At 62.6% G+C, this 20031-nt stretch carries 17 protein-coding genes and 1 pseudogene; 9 read left to right on the forward strand and 9 right to left on the reverse strand.

Annotated elements, in window-relative coordinates; all coding sequences use genetic code 11:
* Nucleotides 1–21: 21 nt before the first annotated feature.
* Nucleotides 22–1221 (reverse strand): Bcr/CflA family multidrug efflux MFS transporter, encoded by a 1200-nt coding sequence (locus K4O48_RS16285; RefSeq protein WP_222909419.1) that lies wholly within the window; start codon nt 1219–1221, stop codon nt 22–24.
* 207 nt (nt 1222–1428) lie between these two features.
* Here K4O48_RS16285 and K4O48_RS16290 point away from each other — a divergent pair, with 207 nt between their 5' ends.
* Nucleotides 1429–2055, forward strand: coding sequence for a TetR family transcriptional regulator (locus K4O48_RS16290; protein ID WP_222909420.1), 627 nt, complete (start codon nt 1429–1431; stop codon nt 2053–2055).
* Nucleotides 2056–2092: 37 nt separating this feature from the next.
* On the opposite strand, the gene K4O48_RS16295 is transcribed toward K4O48_RS16290, so the two are convergent.
* Nucleotides 2093–2284: a heavy-metal-associated domain-containing protein gene (locus K4O48_RS16295; RefSeq protein ID WP_222909421.1), complete on the reverse strand. Its 192-nt coding sequence runs from the start codon at nt 2282–2284 to the stop codon at nt 2093–2095.
* A gap of 154 nt (nt 2285–2438) precedes the next feature.
* On the opposite strand from K4O48_RS16295, the gene K4O48_RS16300 reads away from it, so the two are divergent.
* Together K4O48_RS16300 and cueR are read left to right on the forward strand one after the other, a co-directional pair.
* Nucleotides 2439–4820: a heavy metal translocating P-type ATPase gene (locus tag K4O48_RS16300; RefSeq protein WP_222909422.1), complete on the forward strand. Its 2382-nt coding sequence runs from the start codon at nt 2439–2441 to the stop codon at nt 4818–4820.
* Nucleotides 4821–4881: 61 nt separating this feature from the next.
* Complete coding sequence (cueR, locus tag K4O48_RS16305) at nt 4882–5304, forward strand: Cu(I)-responsive transcriptional regulator (protein ID WP_222909423.1); 423 nt, start codon at nt 4882–4884, stop codon at nt 5302–5304.
* A 76-nt stretch (nt 5305–5380) separates the two neighbouring features.
* On the opposite strand, the gene bfr is transcribed toward cueR, so the two are convergent.
* Nucleotides 5381–5848: a bacterioferritin gene (bfr, locus tag K4O48_RS16310; protein ID WP_222909424.1), complete on the reverse strand. Its 468-nt coding sequence runs from the start codon at nt 5846–5848 to the stop codon at nt 5381–5383.
* 220 nt (nt 5849–6068) lie between these two features.
* Between bfr and K4O48_RS16315 the strand changes: the two genes are divergently transcribed.
* The 3 genes from K4O48_RS16315 to K4O48_RS16325 are packed head-to-tail and all read left to right on the forward strand — an operon-like array spanning nt 6069 to nt 11717.
* A complete protein-coding gene (locus K4O48_RS16315) occupies nt 6069–7151 on the forward strand; it encodes an efflux RND transporter periplasmic adaptor subunit (RefSeq protein WP_222909425.1) in 1083 nt (360 codons plus the stop codon).
* A 4-nt stretch (nt 7152–7155) separates the two neighbouring features.
* Complete coding sequence (locus K4O48_RS16320) at nt 7156–10215, forward strand: efflux RND transporter permease subunit (RefSeq protein WP_222909426.1); 3060 nt, start codon at nt 7156–7158, stop codon at nt 10213–10215.
* Nucleotides 10215–11717 (forward strand): efflux transporter outer membrane subunit, encoded by a 1503-nt coding sequence (locus K4O48_RS16325; RefSeq protein WP_222909427.1) that lies wholly within the window; start codon nt 10215–10217, stop codon nt 11715–11717. Before K4O48_RS16320 ends, K4O48_RS16325 begins: the two co-directional genes overlap by 1 nt.
* A 561-nt stretch (nt 11718–12278) precedes the next feature.
* On the opposite strand, the gene K4O48_RS16330 is transcribed toward K4O48_RS16325, so the two are convergent.
* On the reverse strand, nt 12279–13169 hold the full coding sequence (locus K4O48_RS16330) for a PA4780 family RIO1-like protein kinase (RefSeq protein ID WP_222909428.1): 891 nt from the start codon (nt 13167–13169) through the stop codon (nt 12279–12281).
* Nucleotides 13170–13327: 158 nt separating this feature from the next.
* Between K4O48_RS16330 and ada the strand changes: the two genes are divergently transcribed.
* Genes ada through K4O48_RS16345 form a run of 3 tightly spaced genes read left to right on the forward strand, consistent with a single transcriptional unit; the run spans nt 13328 to nt 15485 of the window.
* Entirely contained in the window at nt 13328–14365 is a 1038-nt protein-coding gene (gene ada, locus K4O48_RS16335) for a bifunctional DNA-binding transcriptional regulator/O6-methylguanine-DNA methyltransferase Ada (RefSeq protein ID WP_222909429.1), read from the forward strand.
* A gap of 60 nt (nt 14366–14425) precedes the next feature.
* Nucleotides 14426–14671 (forward strand): hypothetical protein, encoded by a 246-nt coding sequence (locus K4O48_RS16340; protein ID WP_222909430.1) that lies wholly within the window; start codon nt 14426–14428, stop codon nt 14669–14671.
* Nucleotides 14672–14705: 34 nt separating this feature from the next.
* Nucleotides 14706–15485: a TatD family hydrolase gene (locus K4O48_RS16345; protein WP_222909431.1), complete on the forward strand. Its 780-nt coding sequence runs from the start codon at nt 14706–14708 to the stop codon at nt 15483–15485.
* Between the two features lie 12 nt (nt 15486–15497).
* Here K4O48_RS16345 and K4O48_RS20775 read toward each other — a convergent pair whose 3' ends face one another.
* The 5 genes and pseudogenes from K4O48_RS20775 to nfi all read right to left on the reverse strand — a co-directional run bounded on the left by K4O48_RS20775 (nt 15498) and on the right by nfi (nt 19998).
* Entirely contained in the window at nt 15498–16427 is a 930-nt protein-coding gene (locus K4O48_RS20775; protein ID WP_409518952.1) for a methyl-accepting chemotaxis protein, read from the reverse strand.
* A pseudogene (locus K4O48_RS20780) lies at nt 16401–17495 on the reverse strand (methyl-accepting chemotaxis protein); the annotation flags it as partial. The gene K4O48_RS20775 and the pseudogene K4O48_RS20780, both read right to left, overlap by 27 nt.
* Nucleotides 17496–17788: 293 nt before the next feature.
* The gene (ampE, locus tag K4O48_RS16355) at nt 17789–18625 is read right to left on the reverse strand and encodes a regulatory signaling modulator protein AmpE (protein WP_222909433.1); all 837 of its coding nucleotides are present in this window, start codon (nt 18623–18625) and stop codon (nt 17789–17791) included.
* 24 nt (nt 18626–18649) lie between these two features.
* A complete protein-coding gene (ampD, locus tag K4O48_RS16360; protein WP_222909434.1) occupies nt 18650–19201 on the reverse strand; it encodes a 1,6-anhydro-N-acetylmuramyl-L-alanine amidase AmpD in 552 nt (183 codons plus the stop codon).
* Nucleotides 19202–19272: 71 nt separating this feature from the next.
* The gene (gene nfi / locus K4O48_RS16365; RefSeq protein WP_222909435.1) at nt 19273–19998 is read right to left on the reverse strand and encodes a deoxyribonuclease V; all 726 of its coding nucleotides are present in this window, start codon (nt 19996–19998) and stop codon (nt 19273–19275) included.
* Nucleotides 19999–20031 lie beyond the last annotated feature (33 nt).

The raw sequence follows: 20031 nt of genomic DNA on the forward strand, positions 1-20031 counted from the left end.
CGTAGCGGCGGGGCTGCCGTCTCAAGATGAGGCGGCTTCCTGTACCCGCTGCGTACTGGCGAGTTGGCCCGTGTACCAGGCCAGACACGCCGCCGTCAGCGCGCATACGGCGATGACCAGTGCCATCGGTACCGCCGTACCGTTGTGCAACCAGCCCACAGCCGCCGATGCAACGGCGGCGACACTGAACTGCAGACTGCCCATAAGCGCCGACGCCAGACCGGCCTGTTTGCCCTGCTTCGCCATGGCGCAAGCGGTCGCGTTCGGCAGGATGCTGCCCAGGCTCGCCAATCCTGCGAATAGCGGTATCAGCAGCGGCCAGAGCACGTCCGGCTTACTCAGCGTGATCAGCAGCAAGGTCAAGCCGCAGGCGAAGTAAAACCAGACGAAGCGCCGCAGCCAGAAGCCTGGCCCGCGTAGCCGCAGCAGCCGCGCATTGATCTGCGAAACGATGATGAAGCCCGCCGCGTTACTGCCGAACAACCAGCCATAGTGTTCAGCCGGTACGTCATACAGCTCGATGAACACGAACGGCGAACCGGCGATATAACTGAACATACCCGCCATCGCCACGCCGCCCGCCAGTGCAAACGCGATGAATTCACGGTCCCGAAACAACGAGACATAGCGCCCAAGGGTGCCGCTCAGCGCATGCTTAGGCGCATCGGCGGGCAAGGTCTCCGGCAACCACAGCGCCACGGCCAGGCCGCAAAGCGCACTGAAGGCGGTCAACGATACGAATATCGCTTGCCAGCCGAAGGCGTTCAGCAGCAGCCCACCGCCCAACGGCGCAAGAATCGGTGCCAGGCCCATCACCAGCATCAACTGCGAAAACACCTTCGCGCCCTGTACCGGATCACAGCTGTCCCGCACCACTGCTCGCGTGACCACCATGCCTGCGCATCCACCCAGGGCTTGAACGAAACGCGCGACGATCAACCCATCCAGCGACGGCGCGAACGCGCACGCCAGCGAGGCGAGAGTGAACAGCGTGACACCGCCTAGCAAGGGCAAGCGCCGCCCGTAACGATCCGCCAACGGCCCGTAAGCCAGCTGACCCAGAGCCAAACCGATGAAGTAGGCAGCAAGCGACAATTGGACGTGTTCAACATCGGTGGCAAACGCACGCGCCATCGAGGGAAACGCCGGCAAATAGAAATCGATGGCCAGCGGGCCAAAGGCGCTAAGCGCGCCCAGGATGAGCAGAATCTTGAAGGGCATTGATAGCTCGCGAAGCGGAGAAAAGTCGACGCATCAGCGCGCAGCGAAACCGCGGGCCGACGTCGAACGTTTACAGGGACGATGAGATGCTGTTACATACACAGACGATTGTAAACATCCAAAGTTGCAGAGGTTGAAGGACGAACTCCGCATCGAACGCCCGATTGGGCCTTTCTCAACGCAGCGACAGGCTGCCGTATCTCATCCATGCGAAGAACCAAAGAAGACGCCGAAAAGACCCGTGTAGCGCTGCTCGCCTCCGCAGAGCGGCTGTTTCTCGACAAGGGCGTTGCGCATACCAGCCTCGACCAGATCGCCCGTGATGCCGGCGTGACGCGCGGTGCCGTGTATTGGCATTTCCAGAACAAGGCGCACCTGTTTCATGAAATGCTCAATCAGGTCCGCCTGCCGCCCGAGCAGATGACCGAGCGGCTCTGTGCCTGCACCAAGCAACAACCCTTGCGAGCACTGCGGGAGCTTTGCCTTGAGGGAATCAGCGCACTGGGCCGGGACGAGCAGAAGCGTCGTGTCATGACCATTCTGCTGCACCGCTGCGAATTCACCGAGGAGTTACGCGAGGCGGAAGAACGGCATCACGCGTTCATCAATCTGTTTATCGAGCTGTGCGAAAAGATGCTGGAAAGTGCTGCAGCCAGCCTTCATCCGGGCGTGACCCCACGGTTGGCCGCCCGCACGCTGCACGCGCTGATCCTGGGGTTATTCAGTGACTGGACACGCGACCCGGAATTGTTCGACCCGGAAAAAGACTGCGCCGCACTGATCGACCCGCTGTTCCGGGGCATGGTGAAAGACTGGGACAACGCCCTCCCCTGACATCGTGATGCGGCAGCGAGCGCTGCCGCTTGGACCATCAGCGAATCTGATAGCCCTCTTCTTCAATCGCTTCGCGAATTGCCGCCTCGTCGAGATGCGTATCAACCTTCACCACACCCGCGTCGAGATCCACCTCAACCTTGGCATCAGCGTCGCGCGACCGGATCGCCTCGGTAACGGCCCGCTCGCAATGGCCGCACGTCATGCCCGTTACGTTGAATGTCTGCATTGCTGCCTCCTGTCGATGGGTTCTACGGCATCATGCTCAACCTTGCCATACTGGCAAGGTCAACCCGTCAGCTGCGACAACCTGATACTCGACTTGACCTTCCCGTAAGGTGAAGGTTGAACATTCGGGCATCAGGCCGACTTCGGAGCGAATCATGACCAGCGCAACCTTTACCTTACCGATCACCGGCATGACCTGCGCCAGCTGTGCGGGACGGGTCGAGCGCGCGCTGCTCAAGGTGCCAGGCGTCGATACCGCCGCGGTGAACCTGGCGGCCGAACAGGTCCGGGTTGAAGCGCGCGATGCGGACCTCGCAGGTCTGGTGCAGGCTGTCGAAAAGGCTGGCTACGGTGTGCCCGTCCAGACGCTCGAACTCGCCATCGAGGGCATGACCTGTGCCAGCTGTGTCGGTCGTGTCGAACGCGCCTTGCTGAAGGTGCCCGGTGTACGCAGCGCATCGGTCAACCTAGCCAACGAGCGCGCTCGAATCGAAGTACTCGGGGCAGTCGATTCGGCCGTGTTGATTGAGGCGATCGAAGCGGCAGGTTACAGCGCGCAGCCCATCGACGAAGGGCGGCCCGTGGCAGACAGTAGCGAAGACCGCCTGCGTCGAGATCGCTGGGCCGTTGTCGCTGCGCTGGTACTGGCAGCGCCGCTGGTGATTCCGATGTTCGGCGACCTGCTCGGTCAGCACTGGATGCTGCCACCCTGGGCGCAGTTCCTGCTCGCCACGCCTGTGCAGTTCATTCTCGGGGCGCGTTTCTACGTTGCCGGCTGGAAAGCGGTGCGTGCCGGCGCCGGGAACATGGATCTGCTGGTCGCGATCGGCACCAGCGCCGGCTACGGCCTGAGCCTTTATCAATGGTGGGCCGCCGAAGCCGGGCAGATGCCGCATCTGTATTTCGAAGCATCCGCCGTGGTGATCGCACTCGTGCTGCTGGGCAAGTATTTGGAAAGCCGTGCGAAACGGCAGACCAGTGCGGCGATCCGTGCGTTGGAAGCGCTCAGGCCGGATCGCGCGGTACGTGTGGTCGATGGCCGCGAAGAGGACGTTGCCATCGCCGCCCTGCGCCTGGACGACTGGGTACTGGTCAAGCCTGGTGAACGCTTCCCGGTCGACGGCGAAGTGGTCGACGGTGAGAGCCAGGCCGATGAAGCCCTTATCAGCGGTGAAAGCCTGCCGGTGAACAAAGCGCCCGGGGACCGCATCACAGGCGGCGCAATCAACGGCGAAGGGCGGTTGCTGGTTCGCACCACCGCACTGGGTGGAGAAACGGTGCTGGCCCGCATCATCCGGCTCGTTGAAGACGCCCAGGCTGCCAAAGCACCCATCCAGAAACTGGTAGATAAGGTTAGCCAGGTGTTCGTCCCGGCGGTACTCGTGATCGCCCTGCTGACCCTGGCCGGTTGGCTGTTGGCTGGCGCTCCGGCCGAGGTCGCACTAATCAATGCGGTTGCCGTGCTGGTCATTGCCTGCCCCTGTGCGCTGGGCCTCGCAACACCCGCGGCGATCATGGCTGGGACCGGCGTCGCCGCACGCTACGGCATTCTGATCAAGGACGCCGAGGCGCTGGAAATCGCCCACGCCGTGACTGCCGTAGCCTTCGACAAGACCGGCACACTCACGTCCGGCGAGCCACGCATCGTCCATCTGCAGGCGGTGAACGGCGACGAAACCACGCTGTTGCAACAGGCTGGGGCGCTGCAACGCGGCAGTGAACATCCATTGGCTCAGGCGGTGCTCGACCGTTGCGCAGAACAAGGCATTGCGGTCGCCGATGTCGAGCGCAGCCAGTCGCTGACAGGCCGGGGCATTTCGGGCGTCCTCGACGGCCGCTCGCTGGCACTGGGCAATCGACGACTGCTGGATGACAGCGGCCTACAACCGGGGGAGCTGGCGAGCAAAGCCGACGCCTGGGAAAGCGAAGGCCGCACGCTGTCCTGGCTGATCGAAACGGCGCCGCAGCCTCGCGTGCTCGGCCTGTTCGCCTTCGGCGACCGTCTCAAGGACGGCGCCGCTGAAGCGATCGCAGCGCTCAACGCTCGGCATATTCGCAGTCACTTGATCACGGGCGACAACCGCGGCAGCGCTCGCGTCGTGGCGGAGGCGCTGCAGATCGACAGCGTGCATGCCGAAGTGCTGCCGGCCGACAAGGCCGCCACGGTCGCCGAACTGAAAAAAGGCGGCGCGGTGGTAGCGATGGTCGGCGACGGCATTAACGATGCGCCAGCGCTGGCCGCCGCCGATGTCGGTATCGCCATGGGTGGCGGCACCGATGTCGCCATGCATGCGGCTGGGATCACGCTGATGCGCGGCGATCCAAAACTGGTCCCGGCTGCGCTGGAGATCAGCCGCCGCACCTACCGCAAGATTCAGCAGAACCTGTTTTGGGCGTTCATCTACAACCTGGTAGGCATCCCGCTGGCCGCGTTCGGCTTTCTCAGCCCAGTGGTCGCCGGCGCAGCGATGGCGCTATCCAGCGTCAGCGTGGTCAGCAACGCACTGCTGCTTAAGCGCTGGAAGCCTGACGAGTAATGGCGCGCAACGATTCAATCGATTCGGTAGCAATCCACCTCAATCACCTCTGGAACGCGGTATGAACATTGGCCAAGCAGCAAAGAAAAGCGGGCTCTCGGCGAAGATGATTCGCTACTACGAGTCCATCGATCTGATCTCCCCCGCCGGGCGCAGCGCCAACGGCTACCGCTACTATGGCGAGGAAGACCTGCACCGCCTCGCCTTCATCAAGCGGTCCCGTGACATGGGCTTCTCGTTGGAAGAAGTGAGCAAACTGCTGACCCTCTGGCAGGACCGCCATCGCGCCAGCGCTGACGTGAAGGCCGTGGCTGGCGCGCACATCGACGCGCTCAATCAGAAAATCGCCGAACTGGTGGGGCTACGCGACACCCTGCAGGATTTGGTCGACACCTGCCACGGGGATGACCGGCCGGATTGTCCGATTCTCAGGAACCTTGAGTCTGGCGGATGTTGCTCTGTCCGTACGCCCGATACGCCCTGAGCACGGCGGCATACAATCAACGTTCGCTCGCCCCAGACGCAACGAGGCCAGGCATTGCGCCTGGCCAGAGCGCCAATCAGCTAGCTTGTGACTGGAGATAGTTCTGCAGGCCGATGCGATCGATCATGCCGAGCTGCTGCTCTAGCCAGTAAGCGTGGTCCTCTTCGGTGTCCATCAGCTGCAGCGCAAGGATGTCCCGTGTCTGGTAGTCCTTGTGCTGCTCGGCCAGGGTGATGCCTTTGGCCAAGGCTTCGCGAACCTTGTATTCGAGTGCCAGATCGGCGCGCAACATTTCGGGGACGGTATGACCCGGGTGCATCGCCTCAGGCGTCATGTCCGGAGTGCCTTCGAGGAAGAGGATGCGTTTGAGCAGCGCGTCGGCGTGCTGGGTTTCCTCTTCCATCTCATGATTGATTCGCTCGTAGAGCTTGGTGAAACCCCAGTCGGCGTACATGCGCGAGTGCAGGAAATACTGATCACGCGCCGCCAGCTCCCCTCGCAGCAGTTCTTTCAGATATTCGATGACCTGTGGCTGACCTTGCATTGCGACTCTCTCCTGCACTGACGTTTGAACGCCGGGCAATGATACGCCCAATCGGCGACAGATAGACCGTGCCCCCGATGCTACAGGCAAAACCCGCTGACCAGTGGGTCACTTCAGCAGCGGCCGAACTCCCGCGCCAGAGCAGGGTTCTACTAGATGGTCGTGGCGTTTCGCATTGTCGCAACGACGTCTTGCTCGTCCCTATCGTTCAGGAGAACGGATGCCGCTTTTATCGTCGAGAGGCCTTTCACGGTATCTCTGTATCACCGCATCGATCTGCAGTTTGCTGGCCCTGTCTGGTTGCGCCGAAGAAGAGCAGCCGGCTCACGTTCCGCCACGCGTCGCGTTCGTTGAACCGCTGCAACGCATGGATAACGGCCCCGAGGCGCTGCGGTTTTCCGGCGTGGTCGAGAGCGTAACCAGCACACAGCTGGCGTTCCAAGTGCCCGGGCGGATCGAACGCATCCTGGTCGACGAGGGCGAACGCGTTGAAAAAGGCCAGCCGGTAGCCAAACTCGACGACACGGACTACGAACTGCAACGGCGAGAAGCCGAAGCCCGGCTGCGCCAGCTGGAGGCGGATCTGGTGCGCAAGCGTGCCCTGTTGGCCGAGGGCATTCTCGCCCCCGCCGCGGTCGAGCCGCTGCAGGCCAATGTGGTGGCGGCGCGGGTCGCCCGTGACAGCGCCCGTCGCGATATCAATCACAGCACGCTGGAGGCGCCTTTTGATGGCGTAGTCGCGCGGCGCCTGGTCGAGCCGGACATGGTGGTTGCCACGGGTACGCCCATTCTCGAACTGCAGAACAATCAGCACATCGAGGTCACGGTAGATCTTCCGGAGACGGCGGCGCTGAGCATTCCGTTGAACAGCAGCTTGCAAGCCGAAGGCGAACTGGTCATCGCTGACCTGACACTGCCGCTGCACTACAAGGAGCACAGCACGCAACCTCGCGAAGGCTCCCGCACCTACAACCTGACACTGCAGGGCGAGCCGCCAGCCGACTACAACCTCTTGCCGGGGATGGCCATGCGCGTTCGTTTGCAGCGCCCGCCTGCTCCGACGGACGACAAGCAGCCCAACTTCCGCCTGCCGCTCAATGCCGTGCAGACAGCACCCAACGGTAGCCATTACCTGTGGCTGGCGGTCGATGGTCAGGCCAAGCGCCGCGATCTGCAGCTCGAGCGGATCGAGGACGACCACGCGGTGGTCAGTGGTGAGCTCGATGACGACATGCTCGTGGTGGTAGCCGGCGGCAGCAAGCTCTCCGAAGACCAACCGATCAAAGCCGAACGGCGGAAATAAGCGGATGGATCTCGCGCGTTACGCCATCTGCAAACCGGTCAACATCTGGGTACTGATCCTGATCTGCCTGGTCGGGGGCGTGCTTGCCTTCTTCGAAATGGGCCGCCTGGAAGACCCCGAATTCACCATCAAGGAAGCCATCGTCACGGTGCAATACCCCGGCGCGACCGCGCTTGAGGTCGAGCAGGAGGTCACCGAGCCGCTGGAAAGCGCCATTCAGGAGCTTTCCGAGGTCAAGGAAATCCGCTCGCGATCGATGATCGGCCTGGCCGAAATACGTGTGGAAATCCAGGATCGCTATTCAGGCGAGCAGCTGGATCAGATCTGGGATCAGCTGCGCAACAAGGTTGGCGATGCCCAGCAGAAGCTGCCGCCAGGCCTCGATCCACCCCTGGTCAACGATGACTTCGGCGACGTCTACGGGATTTTCTTCGCGTTGACCGGCGATGGTCTGACACTCAAGGAGCTGCATGAGGTCGCCAAGGACCTGCGCCGCGGCTTGATCACCGCCGAGGGCGTTGGCCAGGTGGAGATCGCCGGGGTGCGCGAAGAGCGGATTCTCGTCGAGGTCGATCAGGCGCGTCTGGCGGCCTTGCGCCTGTCGCCGCAGGAGCTGGTCGCTGCGCTGGCTGACGCCGATGCCGCGGTGGAATCCGGCGGTGTAAGGGCTGGCGAGTTCTTCGTACATATCCGCCCGACCGGCGCCTTCGATTCGCTGGACGCCCTGCGTGCCTTGCCGGTTGGTCAGGGTCCGCAAAGCGTGGACTTGGGATCGATCGCCACGCTCAAACGCGACTATGCCGAGCGCCCGCGCCAGATCATCAGGCATAACGGTGAGCCGGCATTGACCTTGGGGATCAGCGGGATTTCGGGCAGCAACATCGTCGAGGTGGGCCGCAGCGTCGAGGCGAAGCTGGAGTCCATGCAGCATTTGATGCCGCTGGGTGCCGAGCTGCACCCGCTCTATCAGCAGCACAGCATCGTCAACGAATCGGTCAACAGCTTCGCGCTTAACGTGTTTCTCTCGGTAGCCATCGTCGTGGGCGTGCTGTGCCTGGCGATGGGCGTGCGCGCCGGGGTGATCATCGGCGCGGTGCTGTTCCTCACGGTGCTTGGCACGCTCCTGGTGATGTGGCTGGCCGGAATCGAGTTGGAGCGCATCTCCCTCGGCGCGCTGATCATCGCCATGGGGATGCTGGTGGATAACGCAGTCGTGGTCTGTGACGGCATGCTGATCGAGAAGCAACGCGGCCGAAGCATTCTCGAAGCCTCGCGCAAGACCCTGCAGCAGACCCAATGGTCGCTGCTGGGGGCGACCATCATTGGCATTCTCGCCTTTGCCGGAATTGGCCTGTCGCAGGACACCACGGGCGAATTCCTGTTTTCGCTGTTCTTTGTCATCGCCGCCTCGCTGCTGCTGAGCTGGTTGCTGGCGTTGCTGGTGGTGCCGCTGTTCGGTTACTACCTGCTGGAACGCAAAGGTGACCGGGACAACAATGATGACCGGGGCGATGCGGACGAGGCCTACAGCGGGCCGATATACAACCGCTACCGCCGCATGGCGGGCTCGGTACTCGCCCATCCCTGGCTGACGCTGGGCATTCTGGTAGTCCTCACGGTGCTCAGCGTGCTGGGTTTCAGCCGTGTGCCGCAGAGCTTCTTTCCGCCATCGAGCACGCCGATCTTCTACGTGAACCTGTTCCTGCCGCAGGGCACGCATATCCGCGAGACCAGCCGCACCGCCGAGGATGTCGAGGGTTACCTGAAACAGCTCGACGGTGTCAGTGATGTGTCGACCTTCGTCGGCTCGGGCGCGTCCCGCTTCATGCTCACCTATGCGCCGGAGCAGCCCAATCCTGCGCTGATGCACTTTCTAGTACGCACCGAGGAGCCGGATGTCATCGCCGGGCTGGTGCACGAGGTCAACCAGACCCTGCCGGGCCGTTACCCTTCGGCCGATGTGGCCGCAGCGCAGTTCATGTTCGGCCCGAATGCCGAAGCCAAGCTCGAAGCTCGCATCAGTGGCCCGGATCCTGAAGAGTTACGCAGGCTGTCAGCCGAAGGTCAGAGGATCCTTCACGAGCAGGGCAACGTCTTTAACATCCGCGATGATTGGCGCGCTCCGATTCCCGTGTTGCGCCCGCAACTGGCACTCGACCGCCTGGCCGACGCTGGTCTGACCCGTCAGCAGGTCTCGCAAGCCCTTTCGGTTGCTAGCGAAGGCGAGCAGGTCAGCGTATTCCGGGAGCGGGACGAACTGATCCCGATTCTACTGCGCGCCACACCGGAAGACCGCGTCGAACCGGGCGATCTGATGCAACGGCTGATCTGGAGCCCGGCGAGCAGCCGCTACGTGCCGCTGGCTCAGGTGGCCGATGGCATTGAGGCGACCACCGAGGAATCGATGATTCGTCGTTACGGCCGTGAACGGACCATCGCCGTGCGTGCCGAGCCCCGTGACGGCGAGAACACCAACGTCGCGTTCGGGCGCATTCGCCCGCTGATCGAGGGCATCGAATTGCCGACCGGCTATTCGCTGGAGTGGGGCGGTGATCATGAACAGTCATCGGATGCCCAGCAGGCACTGGCCAGCACGCTGGCGGTGCCATACCTGGCGATGGTGCTGGTCACGGTGCTGCTGTTCGCCAAAGTACGCCAGCCGTTGATGATCTGGCTGGTGGTCCCGATGGCTCTGTGCGGCGTCACCCTCGGGCTGCTGGTTACCGGGCAGCCGTTCGGCTTCATGGCGCTGCTCGGTCTGCTCAGCCTGACCGGCATGCTGATCAAGAACGCCGTGGTGCTGGTGGATGAGATCGACCGGCAGATCGAGGATGAAGTGCCGCGTCTGACCGCCATCGTCGAGGCATCGGCTTCGCGCCTGCGGCCGGTAATGATGGCCGCCGGCACCACAGTGCTGGGCATGGTGCCGCTGCTGTTCGATCCCTTCTTTGCCAACATGGCCGTCACCATCATGGGCGGGCTTGGGTTCGCCACCCTCCTCACCCTGTTGGCCGTCCCGTGCCTGTATCTGTTGTTCATGCGCGTCAAACCGGAGGAAACCTGATGCCTAGCCGATTGCCCCGCACGCCCCTGGCCTGGGCATTGGCGCTGATGCTCGGCGCCTGCTCCAGCGTGCCGGAGCGACCCGCGCCCGACGTGCCGGAATCCTGGTTTCATGCCGTTCGCCAGCAGCCGGCCGATACCGAGGCGCTTGCCAACTGGTGGCAGCAGTTCGACGACCCGATGCTGACTCGCACAGTGCGCCAGGCGCTTGAGAACAATCGAGACATACGCCTGGCCATGCTGCGGGTCGACTCAGCGCGGTCGCAGCTGCGCCAAGCCCGCGCCGGGCTGTTTCCGACGTTCGATCTACCGGGATCAGCCAGCCGCCAGTGGATCGAGAACAATAACGAGCCAGACCCAAACAGCCCCGTCGGCCAGTTCGTTCCCGATGAGGACGTGATCACCTTCGATAACTGGGAACTGGCGCTGCAGGCCAGCTGGGAACTGGACATCTTTGGCGCCACTCGCGCCCGCACCGACAGTGCCCGACAGCAGATCCGCTCGGCTCAGGCGCAGGCCATAGCGGCTCGTCTGGCGGTGGCTTCCAACGCAGCGCAGGGCTATATGCAATTGCGCGCTCTGGAAGGGCAACGTGCATTGCTGGTCGAGGGAGTAGAGCTGGCAGCCGATCTGGAGCGAATCGCCGGCAGACTGTTCGAAGCCGGCGAAGTCACTCGCTTGGACGTGGAGGCCAGCGCGGCAGAACGTGCGTCGCTGGACGCGGATCTCGATGAGCTGGACATCAACCTGGCCGAAGCGCGGTTGGCGCTGGACACACTACTGGCCGAGCCGCCAGGCAGCACCGCGCGCCAGCTCAAGGGGTCGACCAAGGTGCCGCTCGCAGATAAAACCATCCCACCCGGGCAACCGCTGGACTTGCTGCGCAGACGCCCGGACCTGATCGCTGAAGCCGCTCAACTGCAAGCAGCACAACTGCAATCGCTGGCCGCTCGCCGCGACCTCTTCCCGACGCTGGCTGTGCAGGCTGCGGTCGGACGGTCCGGGCTTGCACTGGGCGATGCCTTTTCCACCGCTTCTAACTTCGCCCGCCTCGGCGCAACCTTTGGTCTGCCCTTCCTCGACTATCGGCGACGCGGTGCGGCCATCGATTTGGCTGATGTAGAGGGTGAAAGCGCGTACATAGGCTTTCAGCAAGCGCTGGCCGAAGCGATGGAGGAAGTCGAGCGTTCACTGGTTCGCATGGATGGGCAGCAACGCCGCCTGAATTCGCTGAGCAACACCCTGCGCCATCGCGAATACGCCTATGAGCTGGCGCAGAAGAGCTATCGACTGGGCGAGGCGAATCTCAACGAGGTGCTGGATGCCCAGCGTGGTTCGCTACAGGCGCGCCAGCAGGCGTTGCAGGGACGAGCCGCCCTGGCAACGTCTCAGGTGGCTTTGTTCGTGGCATTGGGTGGTGGCTGGGAGATGAAGCCGGGCTCCATGTCAGATGCAGACAACACGAGCGAAGCGCCGGAGCAGCCGGAGCAGCCGGAGCAGTAATTCTGCGACCGCCCTCCTGAGTGAACGCTGGACGATGTTCGCGAGCAAGCTCGCTCCTACGAAAAGCAGAGCACCGACCAGATCTGTTAACCGCAGTGCCCGGAATGCCTTCGCGCTGTGGAGCCGGCTTGCTGGCGATCAGGACTGGTACAGGCAGCGAGCATCAGGGGAACGCCGGGCGATGATCGCGAGCAAGCTCGCTCCTATGAAAAGCGGACCGCCGACCAGCTCTGTTAACCGCAGCGCCCGGAATACCTTCGCGCTGTGGAGCCAGCTTGCTGGCGATCAGGACTGGTACAGGCAGCGAGCATCAGGGGAACGCGGGGCGATGATTGCGAGCAAGCTCGCTCCTGTGAAAAGCGGACCGCCGACCAGCCTTGCGACCTCAGCGCCCGGAGCGCCCGGAGCGCCTTCGCTTCGTAGGACACAGCTTGCTGGCGATCCCGACTCTTTGGGCAACTAGCATCATGCGGCCACTGAACCATGATCGCTCCAAAGTGGGACGCTCGAATGGCGCCCCTTCGTGCCCAAGATCAAGCAATCAAGCCCCGCCAGCGCTGCTCAGGTACGCATCCAAGGCGGCGTGGGCGGCTCGTCGCTGGGCTCGTCCGTTGCGTTGCGCAAGGCTTCCTTTCGCGCCTGATCGGCCAGGGTGGCCTTGATCTCGCGCATCACCGCGTCCAGATCGGCCTCGTCCTCGTCCTCGGCGAATTCCCCGGTCAGCTCGGACTCCGGTGTCAGCTTGCCCTCTTCGTACAGCGCCCACATTTCCTTGGCATAGCGGGTGAATTTGAGCTCGGGCGCAAACTGCCCGAAGTACGCAGACATGTTGCCAACGTCCCGCTCGAGCATCTCGAAGGCATGGTTGTTCCCCGCCGCATCCACCGCCTGCGGCAAGTCGATGATCACTGGGCCGTGCTCGTCGAGCAGTACGTTGAACTCGGACAGGTCGCCATGCACCAGGCCGGCACAGAGCATCTTGACCACCTCATGGATCATGAACGCATGGAATTCCCGCGCATCGTCAGGGTGGAGGTCGACGTCATTGAGACGCGGCGCAGCATCACCGTCTTCGCCGGAAATCATCTCCATCAACAGCACGCCGTCGAGGAAGTCGTACGGTTTGGGCACGCGCACGCCGGCATCGGCCAACCTGAACAAGGCGGCCACTTCGGCGTTCTGCCAGTTTTCCTCTTTTTCCTTGCGCCCGTGCTTGGAGCCCTTGGCCATGGCGCGAGCATCGCGGCTGCTGCGGACCTTGCGGCCCTCCTGATATTTGACGGCTTGTCGGAAGCTGCGGTTGTTGGCTTCCTTGTAGACCTTGGCGCAGCGCAGCTCATCACCACAGCGCACCACGTAAACCGCTGCTTCTTTACCGCTCATCAGCGGGCGCAGCACTTCGTCGATCAGCCCATCCTCGACCAACGGCTCGAGTCGTTTTGGCGTTTTCATCAGCGGCTTACAGACCCTATTTGGCTATGCAGATCTGCAGGTTACGGCAATCGCGAACTGGCTTCCATGTTCGCCCGCAAGTTTGAAAGCGTACTGTGGATTGGCATCCGAACAAGCCAGGACGGACAATCAGAATCAACCTCACAGGGAGTAGCGCAATGCTCGATTTCGACCGCTGCTGGCAAGCCCTTTGCGACCGGGATGCAGGGTACGACGATCACTTCGTATTCGCTGTCCGATCGACGGGCATTTTCTGTCGCCCCAGTTGCCCGGCTCGGCGGCCGCGGCGTGAGGGCATCAGCTTCTACAGCACCGCTGCGCACGCCGAAGCCGCCGGATATCGGGCCTGCAGGCGCTGCTCGCCTTCAGGTCAAAGCCCGGCCGAGCAGCTCGATGCTCTGGTGGTCGCCGCCTGCCGCTTGCTGGACGAAAGCCCAGAGCCGATGACGCTGGACCAACTGGCCACCCGTATCGGGCTGTCCCCGTCGCATTTGGCTCGTGCCTTTAAAAGTCGCACAGGCCTCACCCCGCGCGCCTGGGCTGCTGCGCGGCGTCGCGAAAGGCTGGAGTCGCGCTTGTCGGATGCCGACTCGGTACTGAGCGCAGCGCTGGATGCCGGTTACGGCAGCACGCGCGGCGCCTACCAAAACATCACGGCGTTAACCCCAGCACAGCGACGCCGCAAGGGGGCCGGTGAATCGCTGCGCTATGCGATCAGCGCTTGCCCGTTGGGGCTACTGCTGATCGCCGCGAGCCAACGCGGAATCTGTGCGCTGCTCTTCGGCGACGATGAGCAAACAGTGCTGAGCGAACTGAAATCACGCTTCGCTGCCGCCCAATTGGTGCGCGACCAAGAGGGGTTGGGTGAATGGCTGGAGCCTATCCTGACCCAGCTGCAGGAACCGTCACGCGCCGCCCGGCTGCCGCTCGACCTGCGCGGCAGTGCGTTTCAAGAGCGCGTCTGGCAGGCGTTGCGGGAGATACCTGCGGGTCAAACCCGGCGTTATGGCGAGCTGGCAGAAAGCCTGGGAAGCCACGCACGGGCTGTCGCGCGAGCCTGTGCGAGCAACCCAGTCGGGCTGCTGGTGCCCTGCCACCGCGTCGTCGGCGCCAATCATTCGCTGACCGGCTACCGCTGGGGTATTGAACGAAAGGCCGCACTGCTCGAATCAGAACGCGAGGAGCCGGGAGCCTGACGGCGATCTCGCGGTCCGATACTGGGTAGCCTCTGAAGCAACCCAAGGACTGTGCGCCCCATGACCGAATTGAAACGCTACCGCATCCACTACCTCATCAACGGCAGTCCGGCTTCGCTGACGCTCAGCTCATTCGAGCAACCGGATATGGAACAAGCCGAACTCGAGATTCTTCTGCATCATGTCCGCGAGCCCCGTGCGGCAACCGATGCACCATGGGAAAGCCCGGTGCGCTCCAGCGAGCACAGCCGCATGGCAGAACTGGGTGTCAGCAATATCCAGATCGAGGAAGACTCGAGCCGCTGACCTTCCCCCAACCGATCAGCCAGGGAGACCAGATGTGCGTCTGATCGACACCCACACGCATCTCGACTTCGACCCCTTCGACCACGACCGGACCGATGTAATCGAACGCTGCCAGGTTGCTGGCGTCGAGCGCATCCTGGTGCTTGGCGTGCATCAGGCGAACTGGGAGCGAGTCTGGCAAATGGCACAGGAGCAGCAGGCCGTATACGCCGCGCTGGGCCTGCACCCGGTGTTCCTGCAGGATCATCGACCAGAGCATGTCGCCCAATTGCGCGATTGGCTGCATCGTTTACGGGGCGAAGATAAGCTTTGCGCCATTGGTGAAATCGGCCTCGATTACTACATCGATGATCCCGATAAAGAACGCCAGCAACAGCTCCTCGAAGCGCAACTCGATCTGGCCCACGCATTCGAATTACCGGTGCTGCTTCACGTTCGTCGCGCCCATGCGCAGATGATCGCCACACTGAAGCGATACGCCCTCAAGCGCACTGGCATCGCTCATGCGTTCAGCGGCAGTTGGGAAGAAGCCCGCGAGTACATCAAGCTCGGCTACAAGCTCGGCCTGGGTGGCGCGGGCACTTGGCCGCAGGCGCATCGCATGCATCGGGTCCTGAAGCAGCTTCCGCTCGAAAGCATCGTGCTGGAAACCGACGCCCCGGACATCACACCCCACAGCCACGCCGGCCAACGCAACAGCCCGGAATTCCTGCCGGACATCTGCCGTGAACTGGCCGAGCTGCGCGGCATCAGCCCCGAGGAGCTGGCCGAAGCCAGCTATCGCAACAGCTGCGAGCTGTTTGGCTGGCACTGAGCCTGTGCTCCGTTAAACGCGAAACGCACCGATCAACTGTTGCAAGCGACCGACCAACTCGGTGAGTTCGCGGCTGGCCTGTTCGGTATGCCCAGCCCCTTCCGCGGTACGTTGACCCGCCTCATTGATGGCGACGATGTTGCGATCAATGTCATGTGCGACGGCCGTCTGTTCTTCCGCGGCGGCAGCAATCTGCTGGTTCTGGTCGACGATGACGCCGACTGCCGCAAGAATATTTTCCAGCGCCTGCTGGACCTGAGCCGACCGACCGACGGTGTCCTCTGCCATTGCATGGCTCGAATGCATGGTCTTGACCGCTGCGCCGACGCCACCCTGCAATCGGCCAATCATCTGTTCGATTTCTTCGGTGGACTGCTGCGTGCGTTTGGCCAGGTTACGCACCTCGTCCGCCACCACAGCGAAGCCGCGGCCTTGCTCACCGGCGCGTGCCGCCTCGATCGCAGCATTGAGCGCCAGCAAGTTGGTTTGTTCGGCCACACCCTTGATCACATCCAGCACCTGGCTGATCGCTTTGCTGTCGCTCGCCAGCTGGTTGATGACGATGACCGACTGCTCGATTTCCGCTGCCAGCCGCTCGATACCTCCAACCTGGGCTGCGACCAGGCCTCGGCCATTGACCGTTTCCTGATTGACACTTTCGGCACTTCCCACGGCGGCCTCGGCGCTGGTCGCGACGCCCTGGGCAGTCGCCGACATTTCGTTCATGGCCGTGGCGACCTGCTCGATCTGTCCGCGTTGTTCGGACACCGTCTGGTTACTGTCGGCGGACACGGTCTGGACCCGCGACGCCTGTCGCTCCACCTCGCCCACCGTCTGACCGACCCGCTCGATCAATTCGCGGATCTTCGCCACGGTGTCGTTGAACACCTGACCCAGCTCACCCAACTCGTCGCGACTCTGTACTTTGAAGCGTGCCGTCATGTCGCCCGCGGCCACACGGTCCATGGTCGCGCCGAGGCTACGCAGCGTGGCGCGCGTCGACATATAGAACGCGCTGTAGAGATACACCACGAGCAAAAAGACCAATGCCAGCGCCGCCAGCAGCAGCGTCATCAGCAAACGCTTCTCCTCGAGGCGCAGTTCGAGTTCATCATCAAGGAAGGCGAGAATCGCGTCGTTCAAGGCATAGGTCTTCGCCATCTCGGCGCTGATCAGGTCATAGAACTCATCCCAGGGCCGATCCAACGCTTCGGCCATGATCACCTGATCCTGAACGATATCGCTGCTGGCCTGCAGAGACTCACGGCTGGCCTGGGTGTAGGCTTCGAGTTCGCGCAGCGCAGCAGCACTGCCACCTAGCACATCCTGTAGCTGAGCGCCGTATTGAGCCTGTTGCTTCTCAAGCTCCAGTAATAGGTCGTCCAGCTTGTTGCTGGCATCGGAATTCAGATAGCCCTGTCCGAATGTGTAGGAGCCGACAGCCCGGCCTTCGCCGAGCGCCGCGGTTATAACGGGCGTGACCGAGGTCAGCAGTTCGGCAAGCACCCGCACGTCGCGTTGACTGTCTTGGCTTAGCCCCGATTGGCTGGCGATCAGCTTGATCATGACCTGAGCCTGGCCGAGCAACGCACGGGCCATCGCCGTTTTGGTCTGCAGCGACTGTTCTGCCTGGGCCGCACGCAGCGCGGTGTCGAGTTCGTCTCGGCGCGCGCTGAATTCCGCTACCTGCTCAGGGTCACTGCTGACAGGCACAAGTCGTTGCATGTGCGCCGACAGCGCCGCCTCGGCATTGGACAGTCGGGTGACGAGCGCCTGCACCTCGCCCGTTTGCCCGATGATTCCTTCGATCTCGACCAGATCCTTCCACTGTTCCATCTCGCGGCGTAGCTGCAACGCGGTGCCCAGCAGTTCGAGGCTCTGCAGCTCGGTGCGCGTACCCACGAATTCCTGATACGAATCGCGCACCAGATAGAAGTTGGTCAGCAGCATGGGAACGAAGAAGAGGACGCTGATGAGGCTGAACTTCATACCGAAGCTGAGACGGTTCATCAGGGCAATCGCGGGATACAACAGACCGTTCAAAGAGACGTCTCCCAGTTTTTTATTGTATTGCCGGCGGCTAACAGGCTGCGGCAGGACTCGTCAGGCGGGGCACGAGAAACTTATACGGGATATCGGTCGCTGCTGAGGTAACTTAAGTTAGTGGCATGGTGATGGCGCAGCAAGCGACAGAAGGCACGCCGATTCCGGCCTATCCACCGTGCTTATCCGATGCCTGGTCATCGTCAGATGTGGGCGCCAGGCAGGTCGACTCACGGTGCGAGAAAGGCTGGAGCGATCCTTTAAAAAAGCAGAACCCAGAAGGCAATCGCCGCGTACCAAAGCATGCGCGTACGCACCAGCAGGGCGGCAAGACTGTCGAGCCGGGCGATGCCCGCCTCGCCTTCGTAGGGCTCACCGAGATCTGCCGCCACCGGGCCCACGTCGGCCAGCAGCCGGTACGCAGGAATATCCCAGTGCAGCAATTCCTGCAGTAAGGCGCGATTGACGGCGACAAAGTTGCCCACCAGTCCGAAGCTGGCAAGCAAGAGCCGCACTGGCACCCAATCGAAGGCATGCCGCAACTGCTCCGCCCGCTCACGCATGTCTTCGCTTCGAGCATGTTCGACGGTCAAAGCGAGCAGCCGGTACGCCAATGCAGCCAAGGGGCCAAGCAACACGTACCAGAAAATCACAGCGAAGAAGCCTTGGTGACTGCGCCAGAGCAGCTGTGCTTCCACGGCGCGCAACAGGCCCGGCGCATCGGCCGCGCTGAGTCCGAGATCACGCTGAGCCACCAGCGCAGCCGCCTCCTCGTCCCCACGACGCCACGCATCCCGGAAAGCGCCGAACTCGCGCTTACCCTGGCCACGCCCCAGACTGTAAAGCAGAACCAGCAGATGCAGCGGCAGACTGAGCCAGCCGTAGGCCAGCGGCTCGAGTGCCATCAGCAGCAAACCGAGCACCACTACCGGGAGCAGCACCGCCAGCAACAAGCCCAGCCATGGCCCGAAGGAAGACCCCGTGCGCGCGTCGATTCCGCGTAACAACCGCAGCCAAGGGCCGTCTTGCTGAACATCACTTCGCCAATCGGTGAGCTTGTCGATGAGCAGAGCCAGCAGCACGACGAGAAAGATCATTGTGGAAATCCTGTTTGGCCGGTGTCAGGCGACAATCGAGGCCGCGCGCAGCCGCTGCCAATCAAAGGCCGGGCCCGGGTCTGTTTTGCGATCTGGTGCGATGTCGCTATGGCCGCAGACACGCTCCGAGGTGATAGCCGGATACGCTTGTTGCAGCAGGCGGCACAGCGAAATAAGGCTGTCGTACTGAGCTTCGCTGAAGGGTATGTCATCCGTCCCCTCCAGCTCGACGCCAAGGGAAAAATCATTGCAACTGCCGCGTTCGCCGAAGCACGAGACACCGGCATGCCAGGCACGGTCCAGGCAGGAAACGAACTGAGTGATCGCACCGTCCCGCTCGATCAGAAAGTGCGCCGACACCTGCAAGGATGCGATTTCCTCAAAAAAAGGATGCTCTGCGGTCGGCAGGCAATTCTGAAAGAACGCCTGCACCTTTCCGGTCCCGAAACAGCCGGGCGGCAGGCTGATGTTGTGGATGACCAGCAGTGAAATCTCGCCATCCGGACGCTGGTTGAAGTTGGGCGAGGGGCAATGTCGAATGCCTCGGCACCAGCCTGTCGCATGATCCAGCTGCATCGGGCAGAACCTGGGTGATCGGCGGGCCTGCAGGCTAGCGCCTTGGGCCGGTCAGCTGCAAGCCACGGCCGTCATTCCAGGTCCATGGACCGCTGAGCACTGGCGCGCTTTTCATCCCGGCGCGAGGCCAGACGGTCAGCCAGACGCGTCGGTTCCGGCAGCCGATAACGGGTGACATAGCGCATCACCAACTGCGGGGCGCTCGCCAGGCTGACCCGATTGCCTGGCGAGATGATCAGCGGCCGAACCTTGTCCTTGCTGCGTAGCACGGTGCCAATGACCTTGCCGCCCTTATCAACCAGATCGACCTGATCGCCGCGCTGCTCACCGAGCACGTCGTGCTGCCCGGTGAGGATCTTCTTTGCCACCCCGATGGTTGGCAGACCCGTGATGACCCCTAGATGCGCGGCGATGCCAAGTCCGCGCGGGTGCGCGATGCCATGCCCGTCAGAGAAGATCAGATCAGGCGTCTGCCCGAGCGAATCGAGTGCCTGCAGCACAGCCGGCAACTCGCGAAACGATAGCAGTCCCGGGATATACGGCATGTTGGTCGGAATTCGTGCGAGCGTCTGCGCCAGCGGCTCAAGCGTCTCCGCATCCAGCAGCACCACAGCGGCTCGGGTGATCGTGCCTCCTTCCTCGAAGCCCACATCAACGCCCGCAATCAGCCGTAACGGACCAAATTCATCTTCCAAGACGACCTGGCTGGCGAGCTGTTTTTGCACCTCTCGAGCAGCAGCGGGACTGCCGTCCCAACCGCTAAAGGCATCAGACCAACGTTGCGGGGTGGTAATCATTGAATCCCTCTCTGTCCCTCTATCAGATGGGCC

Source organism: Pseudomonas sp. DNDY-54, assembly GCF_019880365.1.
Lineage (GTDB): Bacteria > Pseudomonadota > Gammaproteobacteria > Pseudomonadales > Pseudomonadaceae > Stutzerimonas > Stutzerimonas stutzeri_P.